General features: G+C 73.1%; 17 protein-coding genes. 6 read left to right on the forward strand and 11 right to left on the reverse strand.

The annotated features are described in order from the left end of the window. From AB0G74_RS32110 to AB0G74_RS32120, 3 genes are all read left to right on the forward strand, one after another. Nucleotides 1-1,695: thioesterase domain-containing protein (locus AB0G74_RS32110; RefSeq protein WP_361153575.1), on the forward strand; the 1,695-nt coding region annotated here is incomplete at its 5' end. A 135-nt stretch (nucleotides 1,696-1,830) separates the two neighbouring features. Then, on the forward strand, nucleotides 1,831-2,862 hold the full coding sequence (locus tag AB0G74_RS32115; RefSeq protein ID WP_361153578.1) for a ketoacyl-ACP synthase III family protein: 1,032 nt from the start codon (nucleotides 1,831-1,833) through the stop codon (nucleotides 2,860-2,862). 74 nt (nucleotides 2,863-2,936) lie between these two features. Then, nucleotides 2,937-9,707 carry an SDR family NAD(P)-dependent oxidoreductase gene (locus tag AB0G74_RS32120; protein WP_361153580.1) on the forward strand — a complete coding sequence of 2,257 codons (6,771 nt, stop codon included), beginning with the start codon at nucleotides 2,937-2,939 and terminating at the stop codon, nucleotides 9,705-9,707. A 186-nt stretch (nucleotides 9,708-9,893) separates the two neighbouring features. Here the strand turns inward: AB0G74_RS32120 and AB0G74_RS32125 are convergent, their stop codons facing one another. The 9 genes from AB0G74_RS32125 to AB0G74_RS32165 form a co-directional block, all read right to left on the reverse strand. Beyond that, nucleotides 9,894-10,442, reverse strand: a complete 549-nt coding sequence (locus AB0G74_RS32125; protein WP_361153582.1) for a response regulator transcription factor — start codon at nucleotides 10,440-10,442, stop codon at nucleotides 9,894-9,896. Between the two features lie 454 nt (nucleotides 10,443-10,896). Continuing rightward, nucleotides 10,897-12,132 carry a cysteine desulfurase family protein gene (locus tag AB0G74_RS32130; protein ID WP_361153585.1) on the reverse strand — a complete coding sequence of 412 codons (1,236 nt, stop codon included), beginning with the start codon at nucleotides 12,130-12,132 and terminating at the stop codon, nucleotides 10,897-10,899. A 177-nt stretch (nucleotides 12,133-12,309) separates the two neighbouring features. Then, nucleotides 12,310-13,107, reverse strand: coding sequence for an enoyl-CoA hydratase/isomerase family protein (locus AB0G74_RS32135; protein ID WP_361153588.1), 798 nt, complete (start codon nucleotides 13,105-13,107; stop codon nucleotides 12,310-12,312). Continuing rightward, on the reverse strand, nucleotides 13,104-14,351 hold the full coding sequence (locus tag AB0G74_RS32140; RefSeq protein ID WP_361153591.1) for a cytochrome P450: 1,248 nt from the start codon (nucleotides 14,349-14,351) through the stop codon (nucleotides 13,104-13,106). Before AB0G74_RS32140 ends, AB0G74_RS32135 begins: the two co-directional genes overlap by 4 nt. 111 nt (nucleotides 14,352-14,462) lie before the next feature. Then, entirely contained in the window at nucleotides 14,463-15,818 is a 1,356-nt protein-coding gene (locus AB0G74_RS32145; RefSeq protein WP_361153594.1) for a cytochrome P450, read from the reverse strand. A gap of 11 nt (nucleotides 15,819-15,829) precedes the next feature. Beyond that, complete coding sequence (locus AB0G74_RS32150; protein WP_358827064.1) at nucleotides 15,830-16,390, reverse strand: ATP/GTP-binding protein; 561 nt, start codon at nucleotides 16,388-16,390, stop codon at nucleotides 15,830-15,832. Nucleotides 16,391-16,393: 3 nt separating this feature from the next. Then, on the reverse strand, nucleotides 16,394-16,774 hold the full coding sequence (locus AB0G74_RS32155) for a DUF742 domain-containing protein (RefSeq protein WP_361153597.1): 381 nt from the start codon (nucleotides 16,772-16,774) through the stop codon (nucleotides 16,394-16,396). Then, entirely contained in the window at nucleotides 16,767-17,606 is an 840-nt protein-coding gene (locus AB0G74_RS32160) for a roadblock/LC7 domain-containing protein (RefSeq protein WP_361153600.1), read from the reverse strand. Before AB0G74_RS32160 ends, AB0G74_RS32155 begins: the two co-directional genes overlap by 8 nt. Further along, complete coding sequence (locus tag AB0G74_RS32165; protein ID WP_361153602.1) at nucleotides 17,603-18,757, reverse strand: ATP-binding protein; 1,155 nt, start codon at nucleotides 18,755-18,757, stop codon at nucleotides 17,603-17,605. Before AB0G74_RS32165 ends, AB0G74_RS32160 begins: the two co-directional genes overlap by 4 nt. A gap of 614 nt (nucleotides 18,758-19,371) precedes the next feature. On the opposite strand from AB0G74_RS32165, the gene AB0G74_RS32170 reads away from it, so the two are divergent. Continuing rightward, a complete protein-coding gene (locus AB0G74_RS32170) occupies nucleotides 19,372-19,584 on the forward strand; it encodes a helix-turn-helix transcriptional regulator (RefSeq protein WP_361153605.1) in 213 nt (70 codons plus the stop codon). Further along, nucleotides 19,581-21,578: a prolyl oligopeptidase family serine peptidase gene (locus AB0G74_RS32175; protein ID WP_361153608.1), complete on the forward strand. Its 1,998-nt coding sequence runs from the start codon at nucleotides 19,581-19,583 to the stop codon at nucleotides 21,576-21,578. Before AB0G74_RS32170 ends, AB0G74_RS32175 begins: the two co-directional genes overlap by 4 nt. Nucleotides 21,579-21,602: 24 nt before the next feature. Here AB0G74_RS32175 and AB0G74_RS32180 read toward each other — a convergent pair whose 3' ends face one another. Together AB0G74_RS32180 and AB0G74_RS32185 are read right to left on the reverse strand one after the other, a co-directional pair. Beyond that, nucleotides 21,603-22,541, reverse strand: coding sequence for a hypothetical protein (locus AB0G74_RS32180; protein WP_361153611.1), 939 nt, complete (start codon nucleotides 22,539-22,541; stop codon nucleotides 21,603-21,605). Then, the gene (locus AB0G74_RS32185; protein WP_361153614.1) at nucleotides 22,528-23,769 is read right to left on the reverse strand and encodes an MFS transporter; all 1,242 of its coding nucleotides are present in this window, start codon (nucleotides 23,767-23,769) and stop codon (nucleotides 22,528-22,530) included. Before AB0G74_RS32185 ends, AB0G74_RS32180 begins: the two co-directional genes overlap by 14 nt. Nucleotides 23,770-24,034: 265 nt before the next feature. On the opposite strand from AB0G74_RS32185, the gene AB0G74_RS32190 reads away from it, so the two are divergent. After that, nucleotides 24,035-24,523, forward strand: coding sequence for a hypothetical protein (locus AB0G74_RS32190; RefSeq protein ID WP_361153617.1), 489 nt, complete (start codon nucleotides 24,035-24,037; stop codon nucleotides 24,521-24,523). The last annotated feature ends 122 nt before the right edge of the window (nucleotides 24,524-24,645 follow it).

The raw sequence follows: 24,645 nt of genomic DNA on the forward strand, positions 1-24,645 counted from the left end.
TACGGACCCACCGAAACCACCGCCTGCACCACCCTCACCACACCCATCACCCCCAACCAACCCATCACCATCGGCACCCCCAACCACAACACCCACATCAGGCTGCTCGACAGTGCGCTGCGGCCCGTACCTCCGGGTGTCCCCGGCGAGATCTATATCTCCGGTATCGGTCTGGCCCGCGGCTACCTCCACCGCCCGGGGCTCACCGCCGAACGCTTCATCGCCGATCCGTACGGCCCACCCGGCACCAGGATGTACCGCACCGGCGACCTCGCCCGCTGGACCACCGACGGAACCCTCGACTACCTCAACCGGACCGATCACCAGGTCAAGATCCGCGGGCTGCGGATCGAACTCGGCGAGATCGAGGCCGCTCTGTCGGAACTTCCGGGGATCGCCCAGGCCGTCGCGGGCACCCATACCGACGAGGTCTCGGGCGTCCACCTGGTCGCCTATCTCGTGCCCGCGCCCGGCACCAGCGGCGACGGCCCGCTCGATCCCGGTACCGTCCGCGACCGCCTCCGCGGCACACTCCCGGACCATATGGTCCCCACCGCGTTCGTGGTTCTCGACGATCTGCCGCGGACGACCAACGGCAAGGTGGACCGCCGGGCCCTGCCCGCGCCCGACTTCGCGAGCCGGATCACGGGCCGCGCGCCCAGCACCCCGTACGAGAACACCCTCGCGGAGTTGTTCGCCGAGACCCTGGGGCTCGCCCGCGTCGGGGTGGACGACGACTTCTTCCAGCTCGGCGGCCACTCCCTGCTCGCCACCCGGCTGATCAACCGGATCAGGGCCGTCCTCGGCGGCCGGCCGACCATCAAGACCCTCTTCGACCATCCGACGGTCGCCGCGCTCGCCCGGCGGCTCGATCCGGACGGGTCCGGTGCCCCCGCCGATCCCGACGAGTCCGGCTCGGCGCTGGGCACCCTGCTGGCCCTGCGTTCGCGCGGCGAGCAGCCTCCGGTGTTCTGTGTCCATCCCACCGGCGGACTGAGCTGGTGCTACGCGGCCCTGCTCGGCGGGCTGCCCGCGGACCGCCCCCTCTACGGCCTCCAGGCCCGGGGCGCGGCGGACCACGAGCCCCTGCCGGGCACGCTCCGGGAGATGGCGGCGGATTATGTCCGCACCCTGCGTTCGGTCCAGCCCGACGGCCCCTATCACCTGCTGGGCTGGTCCTTCGGCGGTGTGGTGGCCCATGCCGTGGCGGCCGAGCTGCGCCGGGCGGGCCAGGAGGTCCGGCTGCTGGCGCTGCTGGACTCGTACCCCGTATCGCCGTTCGCCGGGCGGGCCGAGGACGACCGGGATCCGGTCGGGCTGCTGCTGGAACACGCCGGGCTCGATCCGGCCGGGGCGGACGGGGACGCGGCGGATCCCACCGGTCTGCTCGGGCTCGTCCGGGCGGAGAACAGCGTCTCCGCCCAGTTGGACGAGGAGCGGATCCGGGCCCTGGTCGGGATCGCCGCGAACAATCTGCGGCTGATGGACGGATACGAGCCGGACGCGTACGACGGCGACGTCCTCTTCTTCACCGCCGCCGAGGGCCGGGAGGCCGGGGCGCCGACACCGGCGTCGTGGCGGCCGTACGTCGGCGGCGCGGTGACGGAGCACTCCGTCGACTGCGACCACCTGGGCATGGCGCGGCCTGAGGTCCTGCGGGAGATCGGCTCCGTCATCGCCCGCCGGCTGTCGTGACGGCCGTGGTCTCTCCGGCCGGAACACCCAGGCCGGAGAGACCACGGAAACCACTGACACCACGGACACGACTGTCACCACCGGATACCGGAGTCACCGGAAATTCCAGCGACACAACGGACACAAGGGAGACGTATGCGGCCTCAGGACATCCATCTCAGCGGTCTCGGCGCCTATCTGCCGGAGCGGATGAGCAGCCGTCGCGCCATCGAGCTGGGCCTCTACAACGAGACGCTGATGCTGGACTCGGGGGTGACGGGCACCCTCGTGGCCGGGGACACCCCGCCCGTCGACATGGCCGTGTCGGCGGCCCGCGAGGCGCTGAAGCGGGCGGGCCGGGAAGCGGCGGAGGTCGATCTGCTGCTGCACTCGTGTGTGCTGCGGCAGGGCCCGGAGATGTGGTACCCGGGCGGCTACATCCTGCGCGAGCTGGGCTGCGGAGACGCCGCCGTCTTCGAGGTCAGCCAGGGCTGCAACGGCATGCTGGCGGCGCTGGAGCTGGCCGTGGGCCAGCTCGCGGCGGACCCAGGGCGCCGGACGGCCCTGCTGACGACCGCCGACAACTTCACCTCCCCGAAGGGCGACCGCTGGCAGGGCTACGGGCCGGGGACGGTGATCGGTGACGCGGCGAGCGCCCTGGTACTGGAGCGGGGCGGGGGTTTCGCCCGGCTGCGGTCGGTCAACCAGTCGGTGATCCCGGAGCTGGAGGGCTTGCACCGGGGCGCGGAGCCGCTGTTCGACCCGCACGGGCGGGAGACCATCGACATGGTGGCCCGGGCCCGGCACTTCGGGCGGACGAACCGGCCGCTGGCCGAGATCAACGAGCTGATCGCGCGGCGCCAGGCCGAGGTGGTGCGCCGGACTCTGGCGGAGGCGGAGCTGGAGGTCGGCGATATCGCCCGGGCGATCTACGTCAACCAGGGCCAGTACCTGGTGGGGCAGTTCTTCCTCGATCCGCTCGGGCTGCCGGAGGAGAAGTCGACCTGGGACTTCGGCCGCACCGTGGGCCATCTGGCGGCCAGTGACCACGTGGTCGCCCTCGACCATCTGGTGACGACCGGTCAGCTCGGCCCGGGGGATCACGTACTGCTGGCGGGCGCCGCCCCCGGCTTCGTGGTGAGCGGCGCCGTTCTGACCATGAGCGAGGCCGCGTCATGGGCGATCTGACCGGGCCGCCCGCGACGGGCGGGCAGCGGGACGAACCGTACGGGCACGACACGAACGAGGAAGGGACACGGACGATGACGAGGTCGACGAGCCGGAAGACCCGCAAGGACCCGAAGGTCTCCGCCGCGCGCCGGGGGCGGGCCCCGGTCGGGGCGGTGGATCCGGACCGGGCCGTGGCCGTGGTGGGTCTGGCGTGCGCCTTCCCGGGCGCGACGGACGCGACGGAGTTCTGGTCGCGGCTGTACGACGGGGACGACTGCATCACCGAGGTGCCCGCCGAGCGGTTCGACATCGACGCCTACTACGATCCGCGGCCGGGCACACCGGGCCGGATCATCACCCGGTACGGGGGCTTTCTGGCCGGGATCGACTCCTTCGACGCCGACTTCTTCGGGGTGGCTCCGCGCGAGGCCCAGCACATGGACCCCCAGCAGCGGCTGCTGTTGCAGACGGTCGCGGAGGCGGCGGAGGACGCGGGGCTGACCCGGGAGCGGCTGACGGCGGGCCGTACGGGGGTGTTCGTCGGGTCCATGGGCCGTAACTACTGGGAGACCATGAGCCGCCGGGGCGTGCTCGACGTGTACGCCAACGCGGGGACGGCGCCGAGCATGCTGTCGGGGCGGCTGTCGTACGCCTTCGATCTGCGCGGCCCGAGTCTGACGGTCGACACGGCCTGCTCGTCGTCGCTGACGGCGGTGCACATGGCGTGCCGGAGTCTGCGGTCCGGGGAGTCGTCGCTGGCGCTGGTCGGCGGGGTGAATCTGGTGCTGGCCCCGGAGGAGAGCATCACGTTCTCCGACGGGCGGATGCTGTCGCCCGGCGGGCGGTGCCGGTTCGCGGGCGCGGCGGCCGACGGTTTCGTCCGGAGCGAGGGCGTGGGGGTGGTCGTCCTCAAGCTGCTGCGGGACGCGCTGGCGGACGGCGACGCGGTGCGGGCGGTGATCCTGGGGTCGGCCGCCGTCAACGACGGGCGGGCGGGTGACGCGCTGATGGCCCCGGCCGAGTCGGGGCAGCGGGAGACGCTGAGCGCGGCCTACGCGGACGCGGGGGTGGCTCCGGCGGATGTGGGCTATGTGGAGGCCCACGGCACCGGGACCCCGGTCGGCGATCCGGTGGAGCTGAGGGCGCTGTCGGCGGTGCTGGGCGAGGGGCGGGCGGCGGACCGGCCGCTGCTCGTGGGGTCGGCGAAGACGAATATCGGGCACTGCGAGGGCGCGGCGGGAATCGCCGGGCTGATCAAGACGGTCATGATGCTGGAGCGGGGGGTCGTACCGCCGAGTCTGCACAGTGCGGAGCTGACGTCGGCGGTCGACTGGCCGTCGCTGCCGCTGCGGGTGCCGCAGCGGGCCGAGGAGTGGGCGGCGCCGGAGGCGGGGCCGCGGCTCGCCGGGGTGAGCGCGTTCGGGATCTCCGGCACCAATGTGCATCTGGTGCTGGCGGCGCACGAACCGGCCGCGGCACCGGCCCGGGACGAGGGCCCGCCGGAGGCGGAGCGCCCGGAGCTGCTGACGCTCTCCTCGCATCTGCCGGAGACCCTGCGCCGGGTGGCCGCCGACTACCGGGAGTTCCTGTCGAAGGACGGCACGGGCGGCGCGCTGCCGCTGCGGGACGTCTGCGCCTCGGCGGCGGTCCGCCGGGACCACCGGGAGAGCAGACTGACGCTGGTCGGCTCGTCGCACCGGGAGATGGTGGACGGGATCGACGCGTTTCTCGCCGGTGAGCCGGGTCCGGCGCTGCGGTCGGCGGACGATGTCTACGAGGAGCGGGCGCGGGTCGTCTTCGTCTTCCCGGGGCAGGGGTCGCAGTGGGTGGGGATGGGCCGTGAGTTGCTCCGTACCGAACCGGCGTTCCGCCGGGCGATGGAGGAGTGCGATACGGCGATCCGGGCGGAGACCGGCTGGTCGGTGCTGGAGCGGCTGACGGACGGCGAGGGCGCGCTGGAGGGCGTGGACGTCGTCCAGCCGACGCTGTGGGCGATGGAGGTGGCGCTGGCGTCGGTCTGGCGGTCGTGGGGGCTCGAACCCGATGTGGTCGTCGGGCACAGCATGGGCGAGGCGGCGGCGGCCGTGGTCGCGGGGTCGCTGAGCGTCGCGGACGGGGCCGCGGTGATCTGCCGCCGGAGCGCGCTGGCGAAGCGGGTCGCGGGCCGGGGCGGGGCGATGGCGTCGGTGGAGCTGAGCGCGGCCGAGGCGGAGCGCGAACTGGAGCCGTACGGCGGCCGGGTCTGTGTGGCGGCGGTCAACGGACCGTCGTCGACGATTCTGTCGGGCGACGGGGAGGCGATGAAGGAGATCCTGGTCGCCCTGCAGAAGCGGGGGGTGTTCTGCCGGCTGGTGCAGGTGGACTTCGCCTCGCACGGGCCGCAGGTGGAGCCGTTGCGGGAGCCGCTGCTGAAGGCGCTGGAGTCGGTCTCCCCGCGGGCGGGCGAGGTGACGATGTACTCGACGGTCGACGCGGAGCCGGTCGACGGTTCGGGGCTCGACGCCGAGTACTGGAGCCGTAATCTGCGGCTGCCGGTCCGGTTCGGGCCGGTGATCGAGTCGCTGCTGGAGCGGGGGCGGACGGTGCTGGTGGAGATCAGTCCGCATCCGATCCTGGTGCCCGCGATGCGGGAGTACGCGGACCGGGCGCGCGGCCACGGTCTGGTGGTGGGGTCGACCCGGCGGAACGAGCCGGAGACCGCGACCCTGCTGGACGCGCTGGCCTCGGTGCATCTGAGCGGGCATCCGGTGGACTTCGGGCGGCTGTTCGCCCCGGTGCCGCCCGCGGTCCGGCTGCCTGGTCCGGCGTGGGAGCGGCAGCGGTACTGGTTCCCGGAGACGGCGGGCGCTACCCCCGTACCGGCACCGGCGGCACCGGTGGCGACGGAGGGTGCGGCGGGTCATCCGCTGCTGGGGGTGCGGCTGCCGGGGCCGGATCCGGTCTGGGAGGGCACGGTCGATCTGGCGGCCAACGCGTATCTCGCCGACCACCAGGTCCAGGGTGTGGTGATCGTGCCGGGGACGGCGTACGTCGAGTTGGTGGCGGCGGCCGGGGCGGCGGCGTTCGGCGCGGTGCCCGTACTGGAGGAGGTCGCGTACCACCGGGCGATCTATCTGCCGCCGGGTGAGGAGCCGCCCGTGGTGCGGGTGGCGCTGACGCCGGACGGCGCGGACGGGGTGTGGTCGTTCGAGGTGAGCAGCCGGTACGGGGACGAGCCGGAGTTCGTCCGGAACGTCGGCGGCCGGATGCTGACCGGGGGCCCGGCGGGGGCGGTGGAGCGGGCCGGGGAGGACCGGGACGTGATCCGGGCCCGGTGCGAGGAGTTGTCGGGGGCGGAGTTCTACCGGCGGTTCGCCGAGAAGGGCAACCAGTGGCTGGGCGCCTTCCAGGGCGTTTCGGCGCTGTGGCGGCGCGACGGTGAGGCGCTGGCCCGGATCGTGGCGCCGCCGTCGGTGGACGCGGCGGACGCCCGGCAGTTCTTCCATCCGGCGCTGCTGGACGCCTGTGGCCATACCCTGGCGGCGGCCACCGACGGGTTCGCCGAGGGGAGCGAGCACGACGCGTTCGTGCTGGGCGGGATCGGTCGGGTCCGGTTCCACCGGCGGCCCGACGGGCCGGTGTGGAGCCATGCCGTCCAAACCGAGGTCCGGCCGGACGCGGTGGTGGGGACGGTGCAGATCCGGACCGACGACGGCGCGCTGGTGGCCGAGTTGGAGGGGGTGTCGCTGCGGTTCCTGATCCCCCGGCCGTCGGCTTCGGTGACCGGGGGCGGGCTGCACGACGTGGTGTGGCGGGCGGCTCCGCCGGTGGTGGCCGCCGGACCCCGGGACGGCTACTGGCTGCTGTTCGGGGACGGCGGCCCGTGGACGGCGGCGCTCGCCGGACGGCTGGGCGGCCGTGCGGTGCTGGTGGAGGCCGGGGAGGCGTACGAGCGGACGGGTCCGGACCGGTACCGGATCGACCCGGACGCGGCCGACGACTACCGCAGGCTGCTCACGGACGTCGGCGGGGCGTCGGACGGCTCGGAGTGCGCGGGTGTGGTCCATCTGTGGTCGCGCGCGGTCTCCGATCCGGCCGGGGCGGTGGAGCCGTCGGCGGCGGTCGCCCGGGCGCAGTCGCTGGGCTGCCACAGTGTGCTGCGGCTGGTGCGGGCGCTGGACGAGGCGGGCGGCGGGGTCGGCCGGCTCTGTCTGGTCACGGAGGGCGCGCAGTACGTACCGGACGCGCCGGGTCCGGTGTCGGTGGGGCAGTCGATGCTCTGGGGCTTCGGCCGGGCGCTGATCCAGGAGTATCCCGGGTGGGGGTGCGCGCTGGTGGATCTGGCGCCGGGGGCCGGGGAGGCGGACGCGGCGCTGCTCGCGGCCGAACTGCTGGCCGCCGGGGACGGCGAGGGCCAGGTGGTGTTCCGGAACGGGACGCGGCGGGTGCCCCGGCTGGTCCGCCGGGCGACGGGCGGGGAGCACGGACCGGCCTCCGGTACGGGTACCCCGGCGGTTCCGGAGCGGTACGAGATCCGGGGCGGTTCCGCCGGCGTGCTGGACGAGGTCGGTCCGGTGCCGGTGGCGGCCCGGACGGCGGGCCCGGGCGAGGTGGAGATCCGGGTGACGCACGCGGCGCTCAACTACCGTGATGTGCTGACCGCGATGGGCGCCTATCCGGGGCTTCCGGCGGGGGCTCCGCTGGGCTGGGAGTGCGCGGGTGTGGTGACGGCGCTGGGTCCCGGCGCGGCCGGGGTCCGGGTCGGCGACGAGGTCGTGGCGCTGACCGAGGGCGCGCTGGCCAGTCACGCGGTGGCCGATGCCCGGCTGGTGGCGCGGGTGCCGTCCCGGCTGTCGGTCGAGGAGGCGCTGACGCTCCCGGCCGCGTATCTCACCGCCTACTACGGGCTCTGCGAGCTGGGCGGTCTGGCGCCCGGTGAGCGGGTGCTCATCCACGCGGCGACCGGCGGTGTCGGGCTGGCCGCGGTCCAGCTGGCGCGGTGGCGGGGCGCGGAGATCTTCGCGACGGCGGGCAGTCCGCGGAAACGGGCACTGCTGAAGACGCTCGGGATCCGGCATGTGGCGGACTCGCGGTCGACGGACTTCGTGGCCGAGTTCCGGGACGCGACGCGCGGCGCGGGGATGGACGTGGTCCTCAACTCCCTCGCGGGCGACGCGATTCCGGGCAATCTGTCGCTGATGGCGCCGTACGGCCGCTATATCGAGATGAGCAAGCGGGATCTGATCGGGAACAGTCCGATCGGGCTGGAGCCGTTCTCCCGGAACCTGGCCTTCCATTCGATGGATCTGGTGGACATGCTGCGGAACCGGCCGGACCGGGCGGGCGCGCTGCTGGACCGGGTGCTGGAGCTGGTGGACGGGCGGGCGATCGAGCCGCTGCCGTACGAGGTCTTCGACGCGGCGGACGTCGAGTCGGCGTTCCGGCTGATGGCCAGGGCCCGACAGGTGGGGAAGGTGCTGGTCCGGCTGGACCAGACCGCCGGGACGGCCGGGGCCGGTGGGGCCACCGACCCGGCGCCCGAACGGGCCGTACCCGGACGGGCCATGTCCGGACCGGCGGATTCCGGACCGGCGGAGGCCGCCGTGTGGCGGGCGTCCGAGGGGACGTATCTGATCACCGGCGGGCTCGGGGGCATCGGGGTCCGGCTGGCCGAATGGCTGGTCGACCGCGGCGCCCGGGATCTGGTGCTGCTGGGGCGCGGTCCGCTCGGGGCGCGCGGCCCGGTACTCGAAGAGCTGGGCAGGACCGGGGCGCGGGTGACGTATCACGCCGTGGACGTCGCCGACGAGGGCGCGCTGCGGGCGCTGCTGGGGCGGCTCGCCGCTGAGGGCAGGCCGCCGGTACGCGGGGTGCTGCACACGGCGGGGGTGATCGATCTGGTGTCGGCGGCCGAACTGACGCCGGAGGCGTTCGACGCGATGGTCCGGCCCAAGGTGACCGGCGCGTGGGCGCTGCACCGGGTGCTGGACGGGGTGCCGCTGGAGTTCTTCGCCCTGTTCTCGTCGGCGTCGGCGGTCCTCGGTTCTCCGAGGCTCGGCGGGTACGCCGCCGCGAACGCGGGCCTGGACGCGCTGGCGCACCATCGCCGTTCCCTGGGTCTGCCGGCGCTCTCGGTCAACTGGGGCTTCTGGTCGACCGTGGGGATGGTGGCCCGGTACGCGGCGGAGCACGGGCGGGATCTCGCGCCGAACGGCATGGAGAGCTTCACCCCGGAGGAGGGCATCGCCGTACTGGAGCGGCTGCTGACCGAGGGCGAGGGCGCCGGGCAGGTCACCGTGCTGGCCGTCGACTGGGAGCGCTGGGGCGCGGCCTATCCGGACGCCGCGCGGGACGCCCTGCTGGCGGAGGTCCTGGGCGGGGCCTGGCTGGCGGACCGGGCCGAGCCGGTGGCCGCTCCCCCGGCGCCGGTTCGGGTTCCGGCCGCCGCCGGTCCGGTGCCGGTACCGCCGGTCGTCGTGGCCGCTCCCCCGGTGCCCGTGCCGCCGGTGCCCGTCCCGGTCGCCGCCTCGGCTCCGGCACCCGCCACCGCTCCGGTACCGGTACCCGCTCCGGCCGCTCCCGCCGCCGGTGCGGCAGCCGACGGGACCACCGGGGGAATACCGGCAGGCGCCGGAGGCGACCCGGACGCGGTCCGCGCGTTTCTCACGGACCGGGTCTCCAAGGTGCTGGCGCTGCCCGCCCGGCGGCTGAACACCCGTAAGCCGCTGAGCCGTCAGGGGCTGGACTCCCTGATGGCGACCGAGGTGCGGAGCGAAGTGCAGCGGGAGTACGCGGTCACGGTGCCGCTGGCCCGGATGCTGGGCGGTCAGAGCCTCGACGATCTCGCCGAGTTCATCGCCGACGAGCTGACGGACCGGTCCTGACGGCGCCGGTGGGCGGACCCGGCGGCACTTCGCCGGGCCCGCCCACCGGACGGCGGTGTCCGAATGGGCACCCCGGGCCGTCGCGGCGCCCCACTCCGGGCGCCGGGTCCGGCGGAAAGCCGGAACGGAGCGTATCGCCGAGGTCGCGTTCCGGAGTCGAAACGGGCCCGCCGCGCTATTGCGGTATCAGGCGTACGACATTCCCATGCGCTCGGTCAGCGGCGCCGGGCGGCGTACGATGCCCGCCTCATAAGCGAAGATGACGGCCTGTACGCGATCCCGGAGTCCCAGCTTTCCCAGGATGTTCTGGACATGGGACTTGACGGTGGATTCGGCGACCCCGAGACCCACCGCTATTTCCGGATTCGACAGCCCCTGGATCATGAGTTCGAATACCCGGCGTTCGCGTTTGGTCAGCGCCCGGACCTGATCCGGGGTCTCCTGGGACGCCCCTTTGAGGGAGACCGAGGCGGTGGCCAGATTGCGCGCCAAGTCGGTTCTGATCGGCATGTACCCGGCAGCCGTCAGCCGGACCGCGGCGATCAGGTCGCCGGGGCTCACACTCCGCCCCAGCAGGGTGCACCGGCCGATCCGCAGCAGGCCGATGGCCTGCTCGTCGGGGGACGGCACCAGCACGATCAGATGGACCGGACGGGCGTCGCAGGACTGGGCGGCCAGCCGCTCGGCAAGTACCACGGTCTCGCGGGAGAGCGTCCGCTCACTGCACAGGATCACATCGGGTTTGACCGATACGGCTAACTGCTGGGCCTCCCCGGGAGATTCGGCGTCACCGACGACGGCAATTCCCGGATCCTTCCCCAGAACCGCATGCAGTCCAGCCCGATCCAACTGGTCCTCGGATATCAGAAGAACTCCGATCTCCCTTCGACTCACTATCCAGAACCCTTTCGCACGCCCGTCACCAGCACACTTAAACTGCTCCTCCGGGGCTTTGATGAACCGTCACATTTCAGCCATATGGCGGAACACACTGAATCTTCACAGGGTGTAGGCGTATAACAAATCGAATCATTACGGGCTTTGCCCCCACCCCGGCCGGACGGAAGCCCGTTCCGGGTTTTCCGCCGACCGGGCAATTCCGGGGCGTTCCGTACGCCCCGGTTCAGGGCGGTCCGGTGATTCCCGGGCCTTCGCCGTCGCACGGCCGCCGGGATCAGGGGACGGCCCTTCATAGGCGGTACGCCTCATTCCGGCACCGGGCCGCCGAGCGCCGCCGGGCCGCTCGGCGAGGGCGTATTCCGCGGCCGGCCGCCGCCAGCAGAGCGGCGGCGGCCGTCTCGACCTCGGCCTCGGTGGTCCAGCGCCCCAGCGACAGCCGGACCGCCTCCAGGGCCCGCCCGCCGGACAGGCCCATGGCGGTGAGCACCGGGGAGGGGGCGGGTACCCCGCTGTGGCAGGCCGATCCGGTGGCGGCCGCGATCCCGGGCGCGCCCGCCAGCAGGGCGTCTCCGCCGATTCCCGCGATCCCGATGTTCAGGGTGTTCGGCAGCCGGAGCGTACCGGCCGGGCCGTGCAGCCGGACCCGGCCCGGCAGCCCCTCGTCCAGCCGTCGGCGCAGCCGGTCGCGCAGGGCCGCGAGGCGGGCCGGGGCGCCGTCGGCCGCCTCCCGGGCGCAGAGGTCGGCGGCGGCGCCGAGGGCCACGGCGAGGGCGACGCTCTCGGTGCCCGCCCGCAGTCCGCGTTCCTGGCCGCCGCCCCGGACGACGGGCTCCAGCGCCACGCCCTCCCGGACGGCGAGCGCGGCCACGCCCTTGGGCGCGTACATCTTGTGTCCGACCACGGTGAGCAGATCCACCCCCAGGGCCCGGACGTCCAGCGGGATCCGGCCCGCGGCCTGGGCGGCGTCGCAGTGGAACAGCGCGCCCCGGGCCCGGGCGGCGGCGGCCAGTTCGGGGATCGGCTGGAGCGCGCCGGTCTCGTTGTTGGCCGCCATCACCGAGACCAGTACGGTCTCGTCGGTGAGCGCGGCGGCCAGGTCCGCCGGGTCGACGAGGCCGTCCCCGTCCACCGGGAGTACGGTGATCCGCGCCCCGTGCCACCGGCGCAGGTCGTCGCAGCTCTCCCGGACCGAGGGGTGCTCGGTGGCCTGGGTGATCACCTGTGGGCGGGACCGGCCCGAGGCGAGGACGGCGCCGCGCAGGGCCAGCAGGTTGGCCTCCGACCCCGAGCCGGTGAAGACGATCTCGCCGGGGCGGGCGCCGATGAGGGCCGCCACCCGGGCCCGGGCGTCGGCGAGGGCGCCCCTGGCCCGGGTGCCGTAGTCGTGGCCGCTGGACGGATTGCCGAAGTGGGCGGTCAGATGCGGCACCATCGCGGCGACGACCCGGGGGTCGACGGGCGTGGTCGCGTTGTAGTCCAGATAGACCGGACCGTCGGCGAGCGCCGGATGGGCTGGCGTGGTCACGCGGTGGCTCCTGCGGTAGCGGGTCGGTGGGCCGGGCGTACGGGTCGGCGGCGGCGCTCGTTCCGTACGCCCGCCCCCGCCGACCCGCCGGACCCGGCGCGGGCGGCGGGTCCGGCGGAACGAGGCGGGACGGCGAGGGGCGGTGGAACGCGCCGCGCGGGGCCGGCCCCGCGCGCTCTACCGGGTGAGCCTCGCGGCCAGCAGATGCGCGTCCAGCAGGGACGTGTCGGAGGTGCGGTGCGCCCGCGCGTACCCCGCGAACATGCTCTTGGTGAGCGCCAGCGCCTCGGCGGAGCGGCGGGCGAGCGGCCCCGTCCAGGCGTCCACGGCGTCGTCGAGTCCGTCCCGGGGCACCACCTTGTGCAGCAGGCCGATCTGCCGGGCCGTCTGCGCGTCGAAGTTCTCGCAGGTCAGCATGAGTTCACGGATCCGCGAGGCACCGGCTTCCGCGATCAGCCGGCCCAGGGCGCCGCCCCACGCGGGCGCCAGGCCCACCGCGACCTCCGGCATCCGGAAGCGACAGTCGTCCGCGCCGACCCGCAGATCGCAGAAGGAGGCGACGGCGAGTCCGGCACCGACGACACCGCCGTGGAGACGGGCGACGGTGACCACATGGGTGCTCTCCAGCGCCTGGCAGAGGCGGCGGGCGGTGTCGACGGCGCGCCGCAGGGACGCCCCCGTGGGATCCGCCTCCAGGATCGTCCGGTACTCGTCCCGGTCCGCGCCCAGACAGAAGTCGCGGCCCGACGAGGAGAGTACGAGGGCCCGTACCTCCGGGCGGTCGTGGAGATGGTCGATCAGCGCGGTCAGTTCGCCGATCGCGGCGATCCCGATGCTGTTGCCGCCGTTGGGGTTCAGATCGACCCGCAGGACCGGGCCGTCCTCCCGGATCCCCAGCGGTCCGGGCACGGCGTCCCCGGGCGGCACGGACGGGGGCCGGAGCGAGCCGGCGGCGAATATATGACTGGTAGTCATGCGAGAGCGACATCCAGGTTCAGCAGGCGGCGGAACGCCACCCGGGGCGCCCACGAAGGGCGGCGCACCAGGGTGAGGCGGGGCAGCCGCGTGGTCAGGTGACGGAGCAGGGTCTGGGCTTCGAGTCGGGCCAGCGGCGCTCCCATGCAGTAGTGGATGCCGCCGCTGAAGGCGAGATGGCCGGGCTTGCGCAGCGGGTCGAAACGCTCCGGATCGTCGTGGCGGGCGGGGTCCCGGTGAGCGGCGCCGACCATGAGGTGCACCATCTCGTCCTGGCGTACCTCGACCCCGTCGAGGAGCTGGTCCCGGGCGGCGACCCGGCTGATGACCTGGGTCGGCGGGTCGTACCTCAGCGACTCCTCCACGAATCCGGCGATCAGGTCAGGGGCGGCGGCGAGCCGGGACCACCACTCGGGGCGCTCCAGCAGCAGCAGGACGGTGGTGGCGAGCATCGTGGAGGTGGTCTCCAGAGCCGCCAGCAGGACGAACAGGACGAGGAAGTAGACCGCTTCGTCGGCCTTGTCGCGGTCCGCCTCCAGTTCGTCCCAGGTCGCTATCCACCGGGACACGGGGTCGTCACCGGGGCACCGCCGGCGCTCGCGCACCAGTTCGGTGAAGTAGGCGCGGAGTTCGGCGGTGGCCGCGTCGGAGAGGGCCAGCTGGCTCGCGGACGGCAGCAGCTCCTGGGTGAAGACCTGATCGTGGGTGAGCTCCCGCAGCCGGGGCAGATCGCCGGACGGGAGGCCGAGCCAGCCGCCGATGGTGGCCACCGGAAGCTCCTCGCAGACCAGGTCCGAGAAGTCGGCCTCGCCGTGCCGGACCCGTTCGGCGACACCGTCGAGGAGCCGGTCGGTCACCGGTCCGACCATCCGGCCGATCCGCTCGATGGCGTTGCGGTCGAACGAACCGGCCGCCCGGCGGACCCGGGTGTGGTCGGGCGGGTTGAGGGCGGGCAGGGTCTTGCTCATCTCCGTCGAGGAGGGCGAGCCCCAGCGGGTCCCGCCCCCTCGGCGGTCACGCCATTTCCGGTCCGGTTCGAGCCAGTCGCGGTCGCGGAGTATCCGGTCGCAGAGGTCGTAGCCGGTGACCACATGGCCACCCCACGGCGCCGGGAGGACCGGCCCCATCGACCGTAGCTCCGCGTAGATCGGGAAGGGGGCACTCTGCCCCTTCGCCGTTCGGAGCCGGGAGAAGAGCGGTGCGGCGGTGCGGCGGTCTACCGGGGCAGGGGTCGCGACCCTCACAGTGGCGGATCCTTTCTTCAGCGTCAGCCGCCATGTGTACCCCAGAAACAATTAAGCTATCCGCGACCGTCGCATCACTCGAAGTAACCTACGTCACTCCGGTCACTCACGTCACTCCCCCCTCGTCCATGCCAGGAATCGACTGAAGAGTCCCCCCTTGGCCTGGGGCCGTGCCGCGGGCGCCGGGGTGCCGGGGTGGGACGGGGCGACGGCCCGCTGGGCCGAGGGCCGGGTGTAATCGGCCGGCTTGGGGGCGGCGCTCTGGGGGGTGAAGCGGATCGGGAGATTCACCAGGGTGCGGCTCCACGGGGTGGGTGCCCAGTTCAGGTCCTTGAACGGAACGCGCACCTCGACATCGGGGAGCCGGTTCAGCAGCGTCTCCACCGCCGCGACCGCGATCATGAACGCCGGGTCCTTGGCGGGGCAGGCGTGCGGCCCGGCGCCGAAGGCCAGATGGGCCTTGCCGCTGAGCTGCTCCCGGTGCGCGGTCAGCCGGGGGTCGGTATTGGCCGCGGCGAAGGAGATCACGATCGGGTCGTTGGCCCGGATCGTGCGGTCCCCGAGTTCCACGTCGTGGGTCGGGTAGTGGGCCGCGTAGTTGGCGATCGGGGCGTAGTTCCAGAGCGCCTGGGAGACCGCGTCCTCCACCGGGAGCCCGGTCTGCCACTCCTCCGCCAGATAGAGGGCCGTACTGGTGCCGATGGCGGCGGTCAGGGGGGCCGTACCACCGGACAGCAGGGTCACCAGCTGGTGCAGCACCTCCTCGTCGGTCAGCCGGGCGGAGTGCTCCATCAGCCGGGTGGTCAGGTCGCTGCCGGGGCTGCGCCGCTTGAGGGCGATCAGCTCGCCGAGCGCGCCACCGAGCACCTGGTCGGCGTTGGGGGTGCCGTCGAAGATCCCGGAGATCCCGGCGATGACCCGGTCGCCGATCTCCGGCGGGCAGCCGAACAGGTCGCTGAAGACCAGCAGGGGCAGCGGCTGGGCGTAGTCCGCCATCAGCTCGGCCTGCCCCTGGGGCACACCGCTGAACTGGCCGATGAGATAGTCCGCGGACTGCTGGGTCTGCCGGACCAGCTGCAGTTCGTTGACGGTGGCCAGACTGTCCGTCACGGCCTGGCGGAGCCGGGCGTGGGCGGCCCCGTCGCTGAACAGGGCGTTGGGCCGGTAGCCCATCATGGGCAGGGCCGGGCTGTCCTCGGGCACCCGCCCCTCGTTGAGCGCGTTCCAGCGGCGGGAGTCACGGACGAAGGACGCCGGATTCTGCAGGATGTAGAGCGCCGCGTCGTAGCTCGTGACCAGTTCGACCTCGACACCGGGGGCGATGTCGACGGGGGCGCTCGGGCCGTAGGAACGCAGGGTGGCGTAGGTGCCCTCGGGGTCGGAACCGAACGCCGCCCCGTAGAGCGGTGTATTGCCGTGTGCGGGGCAGCCCGCGGGTATCCCGCTGCCGTCGGGGAGCTGCTGCATGGGGGAGTCTCCTAGCCGAGAAGCGATAGAAGGTGGTTCACCAGAGTGATCAGCGCCTGGGCGGACGAGCGCTCATCACGTACGTCGCAGGCCACGACGGGGGTGTCGGCGCTGAGGTTCAGCGCCTCCCGGACCTCGTCGAGCGGATAGACCGGCGATGTCTGGAAGTGGTTGACGCCGATGGCGTAGGTCAGTCCGAAACTCTCGACGAGGTCGAGGATGGGGAAGGACTCGGAGAGGCGCTCCGGGTCGACGAGGACGAGGGCGCCCAGGGCTCCGCGGGACAGCTCCTCCCACATCTCCTTGAAGCGCTCCTGGCCGGGGGTGCCGAAGAGGTACAGCACCACCTGGTCGCTGAGGGTGAGCCGGCCGAAGTCCATGGCGACGGTGGTCGTCGTCTTGTCCGGGGTGCCGGAGAGATCGTCGAAGCCCTCACTGGCCTCGGTGATCTCCTCCTCGGTCTGCAGGGGCTCGATCTCGGAGATGCTGCCGATACAGGTGGTCTTGCCGACTCCGAAGTGGCCCACCACGAGGATCTTCACCGCGGTGGAGACGCCTGGGTCCAGGTACACGAGTCACGCTCCGAATCGGGTTTTCAGGCCATCGAGCACGGCGCTGAGCAGTTCTCTGTCGACACGTTCGGCACGCGGGACGGGCTTTCGCACCACGATCAGCGCGTTCTCCTCCAGCTGCGCCAGCAGAATGCGGACGACGCCCAGCGGAAGATGGGTGTGGCCCGCCACCTCGGCGACGGAGAGAAAGCCGTCGGCCACCAGGTCGAGGACGACGCGCGCCTCGGGGGAAAGGGTCCGGGCGGCGGTCGTGTCGGCCTCGGCGCAGACCAGGGTGGTCCGTTCGTACTCGTGGTCCGGTGGCAGTACCCATCCGTTGGTGATCACGAAAAGGGGTACGAGATCGGACGTCAGTTCCAGCTCGTGCTCAGGTTCCTCATGCATCGGCGCTCCCCGCCCGTGCCGGACCTTGTGTCAGCCTCGGTACCACGCCGTGCAGACGGGTACTGAACTCCTCGATATCGGCGTCGCGCTCCGCCGCGGCGGCCAGAAACGTTCCGTCACCCGCGGCGATCAGGAAGATCCAGCCGTGCTCGAACTCGATCACCGTCTGGCGCCACCGGGTGTCGCCCGGGCCGCCGGTGAACGGCGACGTGGCCCGGCTGTAGGCGTGGATGCCGGTCATGGCGGCGGAGATGGTGTCCGCCAGATCGCGGCTGAGTCCGGAGGTCGCGCCGCGCGGCAGTCCGTCGCCGCCGAGCAGGACCGCGTGCCGGGCACCGGCCACCTCGGCGACGACCTGGTCGAGTTCGGGCAGGACGAAGCCCGGGGCCCCGGCCGACGCCGGGCGGCTGCGGGGGTCGTCCGCGGTCTTGGCGCGGCCCGCGTCCACCCTCGGCGGCGAGGTGAGGTTGTCCCCCAGCCGGGCCACCAGCCGGTGCATCCGGAAGGAGATCTGCTGCATATCCACCTCGGGCGCGGCGGCGGCGGCCAGATAGGCCCCCTGCCCGGCCCCGATGAGGAAGATCCAGCCATGGGAGAACTCGATGATCGTCTGGCTCCACCGCCGGTCCACGGCGTCCCCGGCGAAGTGGGCGATGGCCCGGCTGAGCGACTGCATCCCCGCCATGGCGGCGGAGATGGTGCGGACGTCCTTGGCGGAGAGGTCCTCGGTGGCGCCGCGCGGAAGTCCGTCGGCCGAGAGCAGGACGGCGTGCCGTGCCTTGGGCACATTGCGCACGATGTCCTCGAGCATCCACGACAGATCTGCGGTCATGTGTCTTCTGCCCCTTCGAACGGCGGGGAGTCGAGGTTGCGGCCGGATATGCTGCCGCGCTGGAAGGCGCCGAGGCCGCGGCCGGTGGCGCGGGCGGCGTCGTCGGCGTTCCTGGCCGCGGGCCGGACGCCCTCACGAGCGGCGCCGAGGCCGTTGCGCGGGGCCTGCCGGGCGCCGCGCTTGGGCAGTCCGTGGACGGTGCGCCCGGAGTGCTGGCCCCGGCCCTCCGCCTCGCGGATGTCCCGTACGGGAGCCTCGGTCACCGGCTGCTGCGGTACTTCCTCCATGGTCCACAGCTCCTCGGGCAGCAGGACGACGGCGCGGACGCCGCCGTACCGGGAGACGCCCGTGACGTCTACATGGAATCCGTGCTGGCGGGAGAGCAGGCCGATCACGGGGAAACCGAACTTGGGCTGGTTGCCCAGCTGGGAGAGGCGGGGCCGGACGTCGCCGGAGAGCAGGGCGGTCGCCTTCTGCCGCTCCTCGTCGTTCATGCTCACACCGGCGTCGTCGATGACGATGCAGAGGTTGTTCTGGACGTGCTGGAAGGTGACCTCGATCGGGGCGTCGCTCTGCGAGAAGCTGGCAGCGTTGTCGAGGAGTTCGGCGACGGCGAGGGCGACCGGGGAGACCGCCGAGGACTTCAGGGCGAAGCCGGTCTGCTGCATGATCTCGACCCGGCTGAAGTTGCGGATCTGGCCCTGGGCGCTGCGCACCACGTCGTAAACGCTCGCCGGGCGGCTGCGGCGGCCGATCGGCGCACCGCACATCACCGCGATGCCCTGGGCCTTACGGGCCATCTGGGCATTGGCGTGGTTGACCTCCAGCAGGTCCGACAGGACCGAGTGGCCACCGTATTTCCGCTGAATCTCCTCGAGAAGCGCCATCTGTTCCGCGGCCAGGCTCTGGAGGAAGCGGGCGGCGCCCTTCAATACGGCCTTGGTGCTGTCTTCGGAGGACTCCTCCGCTTCCTTGACCGTGGCCTCCTGCTCGTCCCGCATTCGCCGCAACTCGGCTTGGGTTACGGTGAGCTGACTCTCCGTCAATCGCAGTCGATGCCCCAGTTCGGCCTCGACCTCGCGTCTTTTCGCCCCCAGGGCCCTATTGCGGCCGACCAGCAATACGACCGCGGCGACGGCTGTCGCCGCCACGGCAACCAGGCACCATATGAGTGCGTCTTGATTCACGGCATACCTTTCCCGGCGCATGACCTGAACACATCGACGGATACACCTCGAGAGGGTCCGCAACCCGGCCGCTTTCCCCCACGCCAACTATGTGGCGACGTGCCTGAGTTGTGAGATTCATGATCGCGGATTCGGGAATGCTATCACCGCGGCTTCACCGCTGGGACCTGCACTTTTACCACCTGATGGTGATCAATGCGGATCACACCGAAGTCCCGCCCATAGCAGGCAAGTCGCTGCGGCCGGACCGAAGCCGGTGGTGCGCCGTCCACCGGACGGACCGCCACCGGGCGCGACCCGGGTGACACCGGGGACGGGGTGATAGCCGTGATACCGGTGGGGGCTGCCGGAAGCCCGTCCCGCGAACCGTCGCCCTCCGCCCTCTTATGGCGCGTTCGACTGCCTCTGTACCCCTACCCCCTTGGGTATGGTGGCGGGACGTCAGCTGTCGCGGCGCACCCCCTCATCCCGCGGAAGACGCACGGTCCCCGCGCGCCGCGCCCGTACGCCGGACCGGAGCGGCACCGTCCGGCGGTTCCCGGTCGCCCCCTGCCGCCGTCGCGGACGAGGAGAACCCCGTGAACCTCAGCCCACGTCAGGCACAAATCCTCTCGCTCATCGCGGAGGGCTGTTGTGACAAGGAGATCGCCAAACGACTCGGCGTATCCGCCCGGACCGTCGATTCCCATCTCCAGCGGCTCTATTTACGGTACGCGGTCCACACCCGGGCTTCGATGGTGGCGAAGTGGCTGCTGGAGGGCGGCAGCCCCGTCGCGGTGATGGAGCGTTGACCCCGCCGGACCGCCCCGTGCCCGCCGCCCCGCCGATCACCGCCGCCGATGTCGCCTCCGCCCGGCTGCACTTCGGCTTCCCCGCCGTCGTCGCCGACGGTCCCGGCCGGGGTGTGTGGTGGCAGGAGCGCCGCCCCCACGAGAAGGGCCGTACGGCGCTCGTCCGCCGGTCCCCCGACACCGGCCCTGACGGCCACGCCCCGGCCGTCGAGCCGCTCGCCCCGCACTGGGACGCCGTCACCCGGGTCCACGAGTACGGCGGACGCTCCTACTCCCTACTGCCCGACGGCTCCGTGCTCTTCGTCCACCGCTCCGATCAGCGGATCCACCGCGCGGACCCGGACGGCACCGTCCGCCCGCTGACCCCCGCCCCCTCCCCCGGCGGCCCGGGGGTCCGCTATGCCGATCTCACCCCCGGCCCCGGCGCCGAGGTGTGGTGCGTCCGTGAGGTCGAGGGCGAGGACGTCTCGGTCCGCTCCCTGGCCGCCGTCCCCCTCGACGGCACCGCCGCCGACGACCCGGCGGCCGTCCGTACCCTGGCCTCCGGCGCGGACTTCTACGCCTGCCCGGCCGTCTCCCCCGACGGCGGCACCCTGGCCTATCTCGCCTGGGACCATCCCCGGATGCCCTGGGACGGCACCGAACTGCGGCTGGCCCGGATCGGGCCGGACGGGGCCCTCACCGGCACGCGGGTCCTGCGCGGCGGCCCCGCCGAGTCCGTACTGGCGCCGCTCTGGCGGGACGACGGCTCGCTCTACGCGATCTCCGACGCCTCCGGCTGGTGGAATCTCTGGCTGCTGGCCGCCGACGGCTCCACCGCGCGGGCCCTCTTCCCCGCCGAGGAGGAGTTCGCCGAGCCGCCGTGGCAGCTGGGCGACCGCCCGTACGGCGTCCTCGCCGACGGCCGGCTGGCCGTACTGCACGGCCGCGGACCTTTGCGGCTCGGGGTGCTCGACCCCGACACGGGCACCCTCCGGGACGTCGAGCTGCCGTACGACTGCTGGTCGGGCGGGATAGCGGTGGCCGGGACGACGGTCGCCGGGATCGCGGACGGCCCCCGGCTGCCGCGCTCGGTGCTCGCCGTCGACATCGTCTCCGGCGGCTACCGGGTCCTGGCCCGGCAGGCCGACCGGCTGCCGCCCGCCGCACTGCTCCCCGAGCCGTCCGAGCTGGTGGTGCGCGGCGCGTCGGGGACGCCGGTATCGGCCTATGTCTACGCCCCCACCGGGCCCCTGCCGCCGCCCCCGGACGGGGCTCCGCCGGCCGCGTCCGCCAAGCCGCCCTGGGTGCTGTGGGCCCACGGCGGGCCCACCGGCTTCGCCGGGCCCGGACTCGATCTCGGCAAGGCGTACTTCACCAGCCGGGGTATCGGCGTGGTCGACGTCAACTACACCGGGTCCAGCGGATTCGGCCGCCGCCACCGCGACCGGCTGCGGGGCCGCTGGGGCGCGGCCGATGTGGAGGACGTGGTCGCGGTCGCCCGTGAGCTGGTCGGCGCGGGGCTCGCGGACCCGGGCCGGATCGCGGTCCGGGGCGGCAGTGCGGGCGGCTGGACGGTGCTGGCGGCGATCACGGCGTACGACGTCTTCGGGGCGGGTGTCTCCTACTTCGGGGTGTCGTCGCTGCGGACGCTCGGCGCGGAGACCCATGCCTTCGAGTCCCGGTACGCCTATGAACTCGTCGGCTCCTACGACCCCGCCGAGTACGCGGACCGGGAGCCGCTGGAGCGGGCGGACCGGATCCGGTGCCCGGTGCTGCTGATCCAGGGTCTGGAGGATCCGGTGGTGCCGCCCGCCCAGTCGCTGCGGTTCGCCGAGGCCCTGGCGGACCGGGGGCTGCCGTACGCCTATCTCCCCTTCCCCGGGGAGTCGCACGGCTTCCGCGACCGGGCGAACATCGCGGCCTGCTACGAGGCGGAACTCTCCTTCTACGGGCAGGTCTTCGGCTTCGTACCGGCCGATGTGCCCCGGCTGCCGCTGGTGAACGGGGACTGAGCGGGCCGGGTCGTCGGCGCGGGGTCAGTGGACGAGGACCGCCGCGCCGACGACATCGGCCGCCGTGGGCCGCCCGGCGGCCAGTGCGTCGAGTGGTCTGCCGAAGAGGCCGCGCGGTGAGATCGGAGCGAGGGACGGCCCGGCGACCTCCCAGTCGCCGAGGCCGTCGAGTACGGCGGCGACCGCCCGGGTCCGCTCGCCGGGGGTTTCGGCGCCGCGCGCGGCGGCCAGGGCGCGGGCCGCCGTGTCGTCGGGTCCGGTGCCCCGGTGGACGCGTACGGTGACCTGGGCCGGGTCGCCGGGGGCGGTGACGAAGTGGTGGATCTCGCACGTCTCCCCGGCCCGGAGGAAGAGCAGCCGGTGCTCCCGGCCGACGATCTCCCGGGGCAGTCCGTACAGGGCGCCCGCGACGGCGCGGCGCAGACCCGTCACGGTGAAGAGTTCCCAGCCGGGTTCGCGGGCCGGGCCCCGGCCGAAACCCGCCGGGACATAACGTTCGCCGTCCCGCCGGGCGGCGAGCACATAGGCGTCGAGCCGACCGTCCTCCGGATAGTGGCGCAGCGGATGGCCGAACGCGCCCCGGGCCGTGGGGGGCGCCGGGGTGGTGCCCAGATCGGTGAAGCCGCCGGCCGCGGTGAGGGCGGCCACGGTCTCCTCCGCCGGGGCGCCGTCGAGGACCAGCCGGGCGAGGCGTCCGGGCAGTTCCTCCGGTACGGCTCCGGTCCTGGCGAGGGTACGGGCCCTGGGTCCGCCGGGCGCGTCGCGTTCCAGGACGACGACATCGCCCCGGTGGGGTCCGGCGAGGAGCAGGGCGCAGCAGGGGGCGGCGACCAGGTCGCCGGGGGTGGCGAAGAGGCGGCGTGCGACCTCTTCCCACCGGCCCGACCAGCCGTGGAAGGCGAGGTACTGATGGGTCGTGGGGTACGGGCCGGGGCCGTCGGCGGGGGGTTCAGGAGTCGGCATGTTCGGCCCCCTTGTCCGACGGCAGGTCTCCGGTGGCGCGGGTCCGGGCGGGCCGGGGCCGTTCGAGCAGGGCGACGACGGCCGCGAGGGCGGCGACCGCGCCGACGATCGCCCCGGATCCGGTGGCGGTGTGCTCGACGACGTAGCCGGTGAGGGCGGATCCGGCGGCGAAGCCGATCCAGTTGGCCGAGACCAGCAGGCCGAAGGCGCGGGCCCGGGTCTCGGGGGTGGCACGGTCCGAGACGAGGGCGGCTTCGATGCCGTCGGCGGGCCCGTTGGCGAAGCCGATGACGAACAGCAGGACCAGGCTGAGGGCGAGTCCGGGTTCGGGGCCGAGGGTGGCGATGGCGAGCCCGTATCCGGCGAGGGCGATGACCAGATGGGTGGTCTGGGAGCCGGGCAGCCGGAGTCCGCCGTAGAGCAGGCTGCCGAGGACGCCGCCGCAGGCGGTGACGGCGAGCAGCAGTCCGGCGCTGGTGCCGATGCCGTCGGCGTGGGCGACGGAGGTGACCTGGACGGCGCCGATCGCGACCGCGCCGAGGGCGATGGCCGTCAGAATCCTCAGCTGGCCCGGTGGCCAGACGAACCGGTCGCGGTCGGGGTGGCTCGGCCGTTCGGCGCGTTCGCGGTCGGCGGCGGCCACGGCCGCGGCCCCGGCCAGCCAGAGCGCCCCCGCGGTGGAGATGACGGCGGTCGCCAGTACGGCGGCGAGCGGGGAGAAGAGCAGGACCGCCCCGGCCACGATCAGCGGGCCGAGGATGAAGACGCTCTCGGTGAGCAGGCCGGAGAGCGCCAGCAGGGTCTTGCGCTCCTGCTCCCCGGTGACGTAGCCGGTGAAGACGGAGTTGGAGACGGCGCCGGACGGCGGGGTGCAGGCGCCGACGGTGAAGGCGGCGGCGGCCAGCAGGGCGGGATGCGGTTCCCCGGCGGCGACCAGCAGGAAGACGGTGAAGGCCAGCGCCTGAAGGACGGTGGCGACCAGCAGGGATCTCCGCAGCCCCCGGGCGTCGGTGACATGGCCCCAGACGGGGGCGGTGAAGGTGAGGGCGACGGCGTAGGCGCCCGCCACCAGTCCGGCGCCCGCGAAGCCGCCGATCACGTCCTCGGCCGCGAGCAGCAGCGCCAGGCTCACCATTCCGGCGAGCAGCCGGCAGGCGAAGAGGGCGATCACCACCCGGGGGATGCCGGGGACGCGGAGCGCGGCTCCGTACAGACTGAGTGCTCCCATACGCGGTCTCCTCGCGTCCACGCGCGGTCGGGGGCCTCATCGTGGTGTGCCGCCGGGCCGTGGTCAACACGGCCGAACCGGCCGTTCGGGTGAGAGCGGCGGACGGCCCGCGGGAGGGGTGCGTTCACCGGTGAGGTGTTCCCCGTAGGGGGTTTTCCGGAGATCGACGCGGCCGGTCAGGCGTGTCTACCGTGGCCGTATCCGCCCGCCGCCACCATGGCGCGCAGCAGGTCCGGGCGTACCCCTCCGGAAGGAGCCGAGTCTCTTGTCCGAAAAGCTGCTCACTCAGCCCGAGTCCACCACCGAGGTCAGGGCCGCCGCCTGTACGCCGGCCGCGTGGGACTGTCAGACCCACGCGTTCTACGGCGCGCCGGAGAAGGTGGCCGAGAATCTGGCGAGCCTCCCCGACTCCCTGGTCCAGCGCCGTGTGTACATGGTGATGATCCAGGGCGAGGGCCGCGCCGAGGCCCGTGTCTTCGAGCGCTTCAGCTTCGAGGACCCGGAGGGCACGATCGCCAGCTGGCAGGACGACAACCTGGGTGACCTGGTCACCCAGCTGACGGATGTCATCGTCGCCAACAAGGGTGTGCACTGCCCCGGCGAGCAGGTCCGTGCGACGCTCGACCAGTCCCACGACTTCGCGGTCGGCAGCCCCGAGCCCGCCCCGAAGACGGCGGCCGAGGCGTTCCGTCCGGTGGTCGAGGGCTTCAAGGACCACACGTTCATCCAGGCCACGGTGCTGGTGCTCTGCTGAGCCGACCACCGGGTCGACCCGAGTACGGTACGCCCGCGCCGTCCGGCGCGGGCGTACCGCCGTGGCGGGGCGGGGGGCGGCCCCCGCCCCCCCCCGCGAGGCGTCTAGGCCGGGGGCGGGCC

The sequence above is a fragment of the Streptomyces sp. NPDC020875 genome (assembly GCF_040641415.1).
GTDB lineage: Bacteria > Actinomycetota > Actinomycetes > Streptomycetales > Streptomycetaceae > Streptomyces.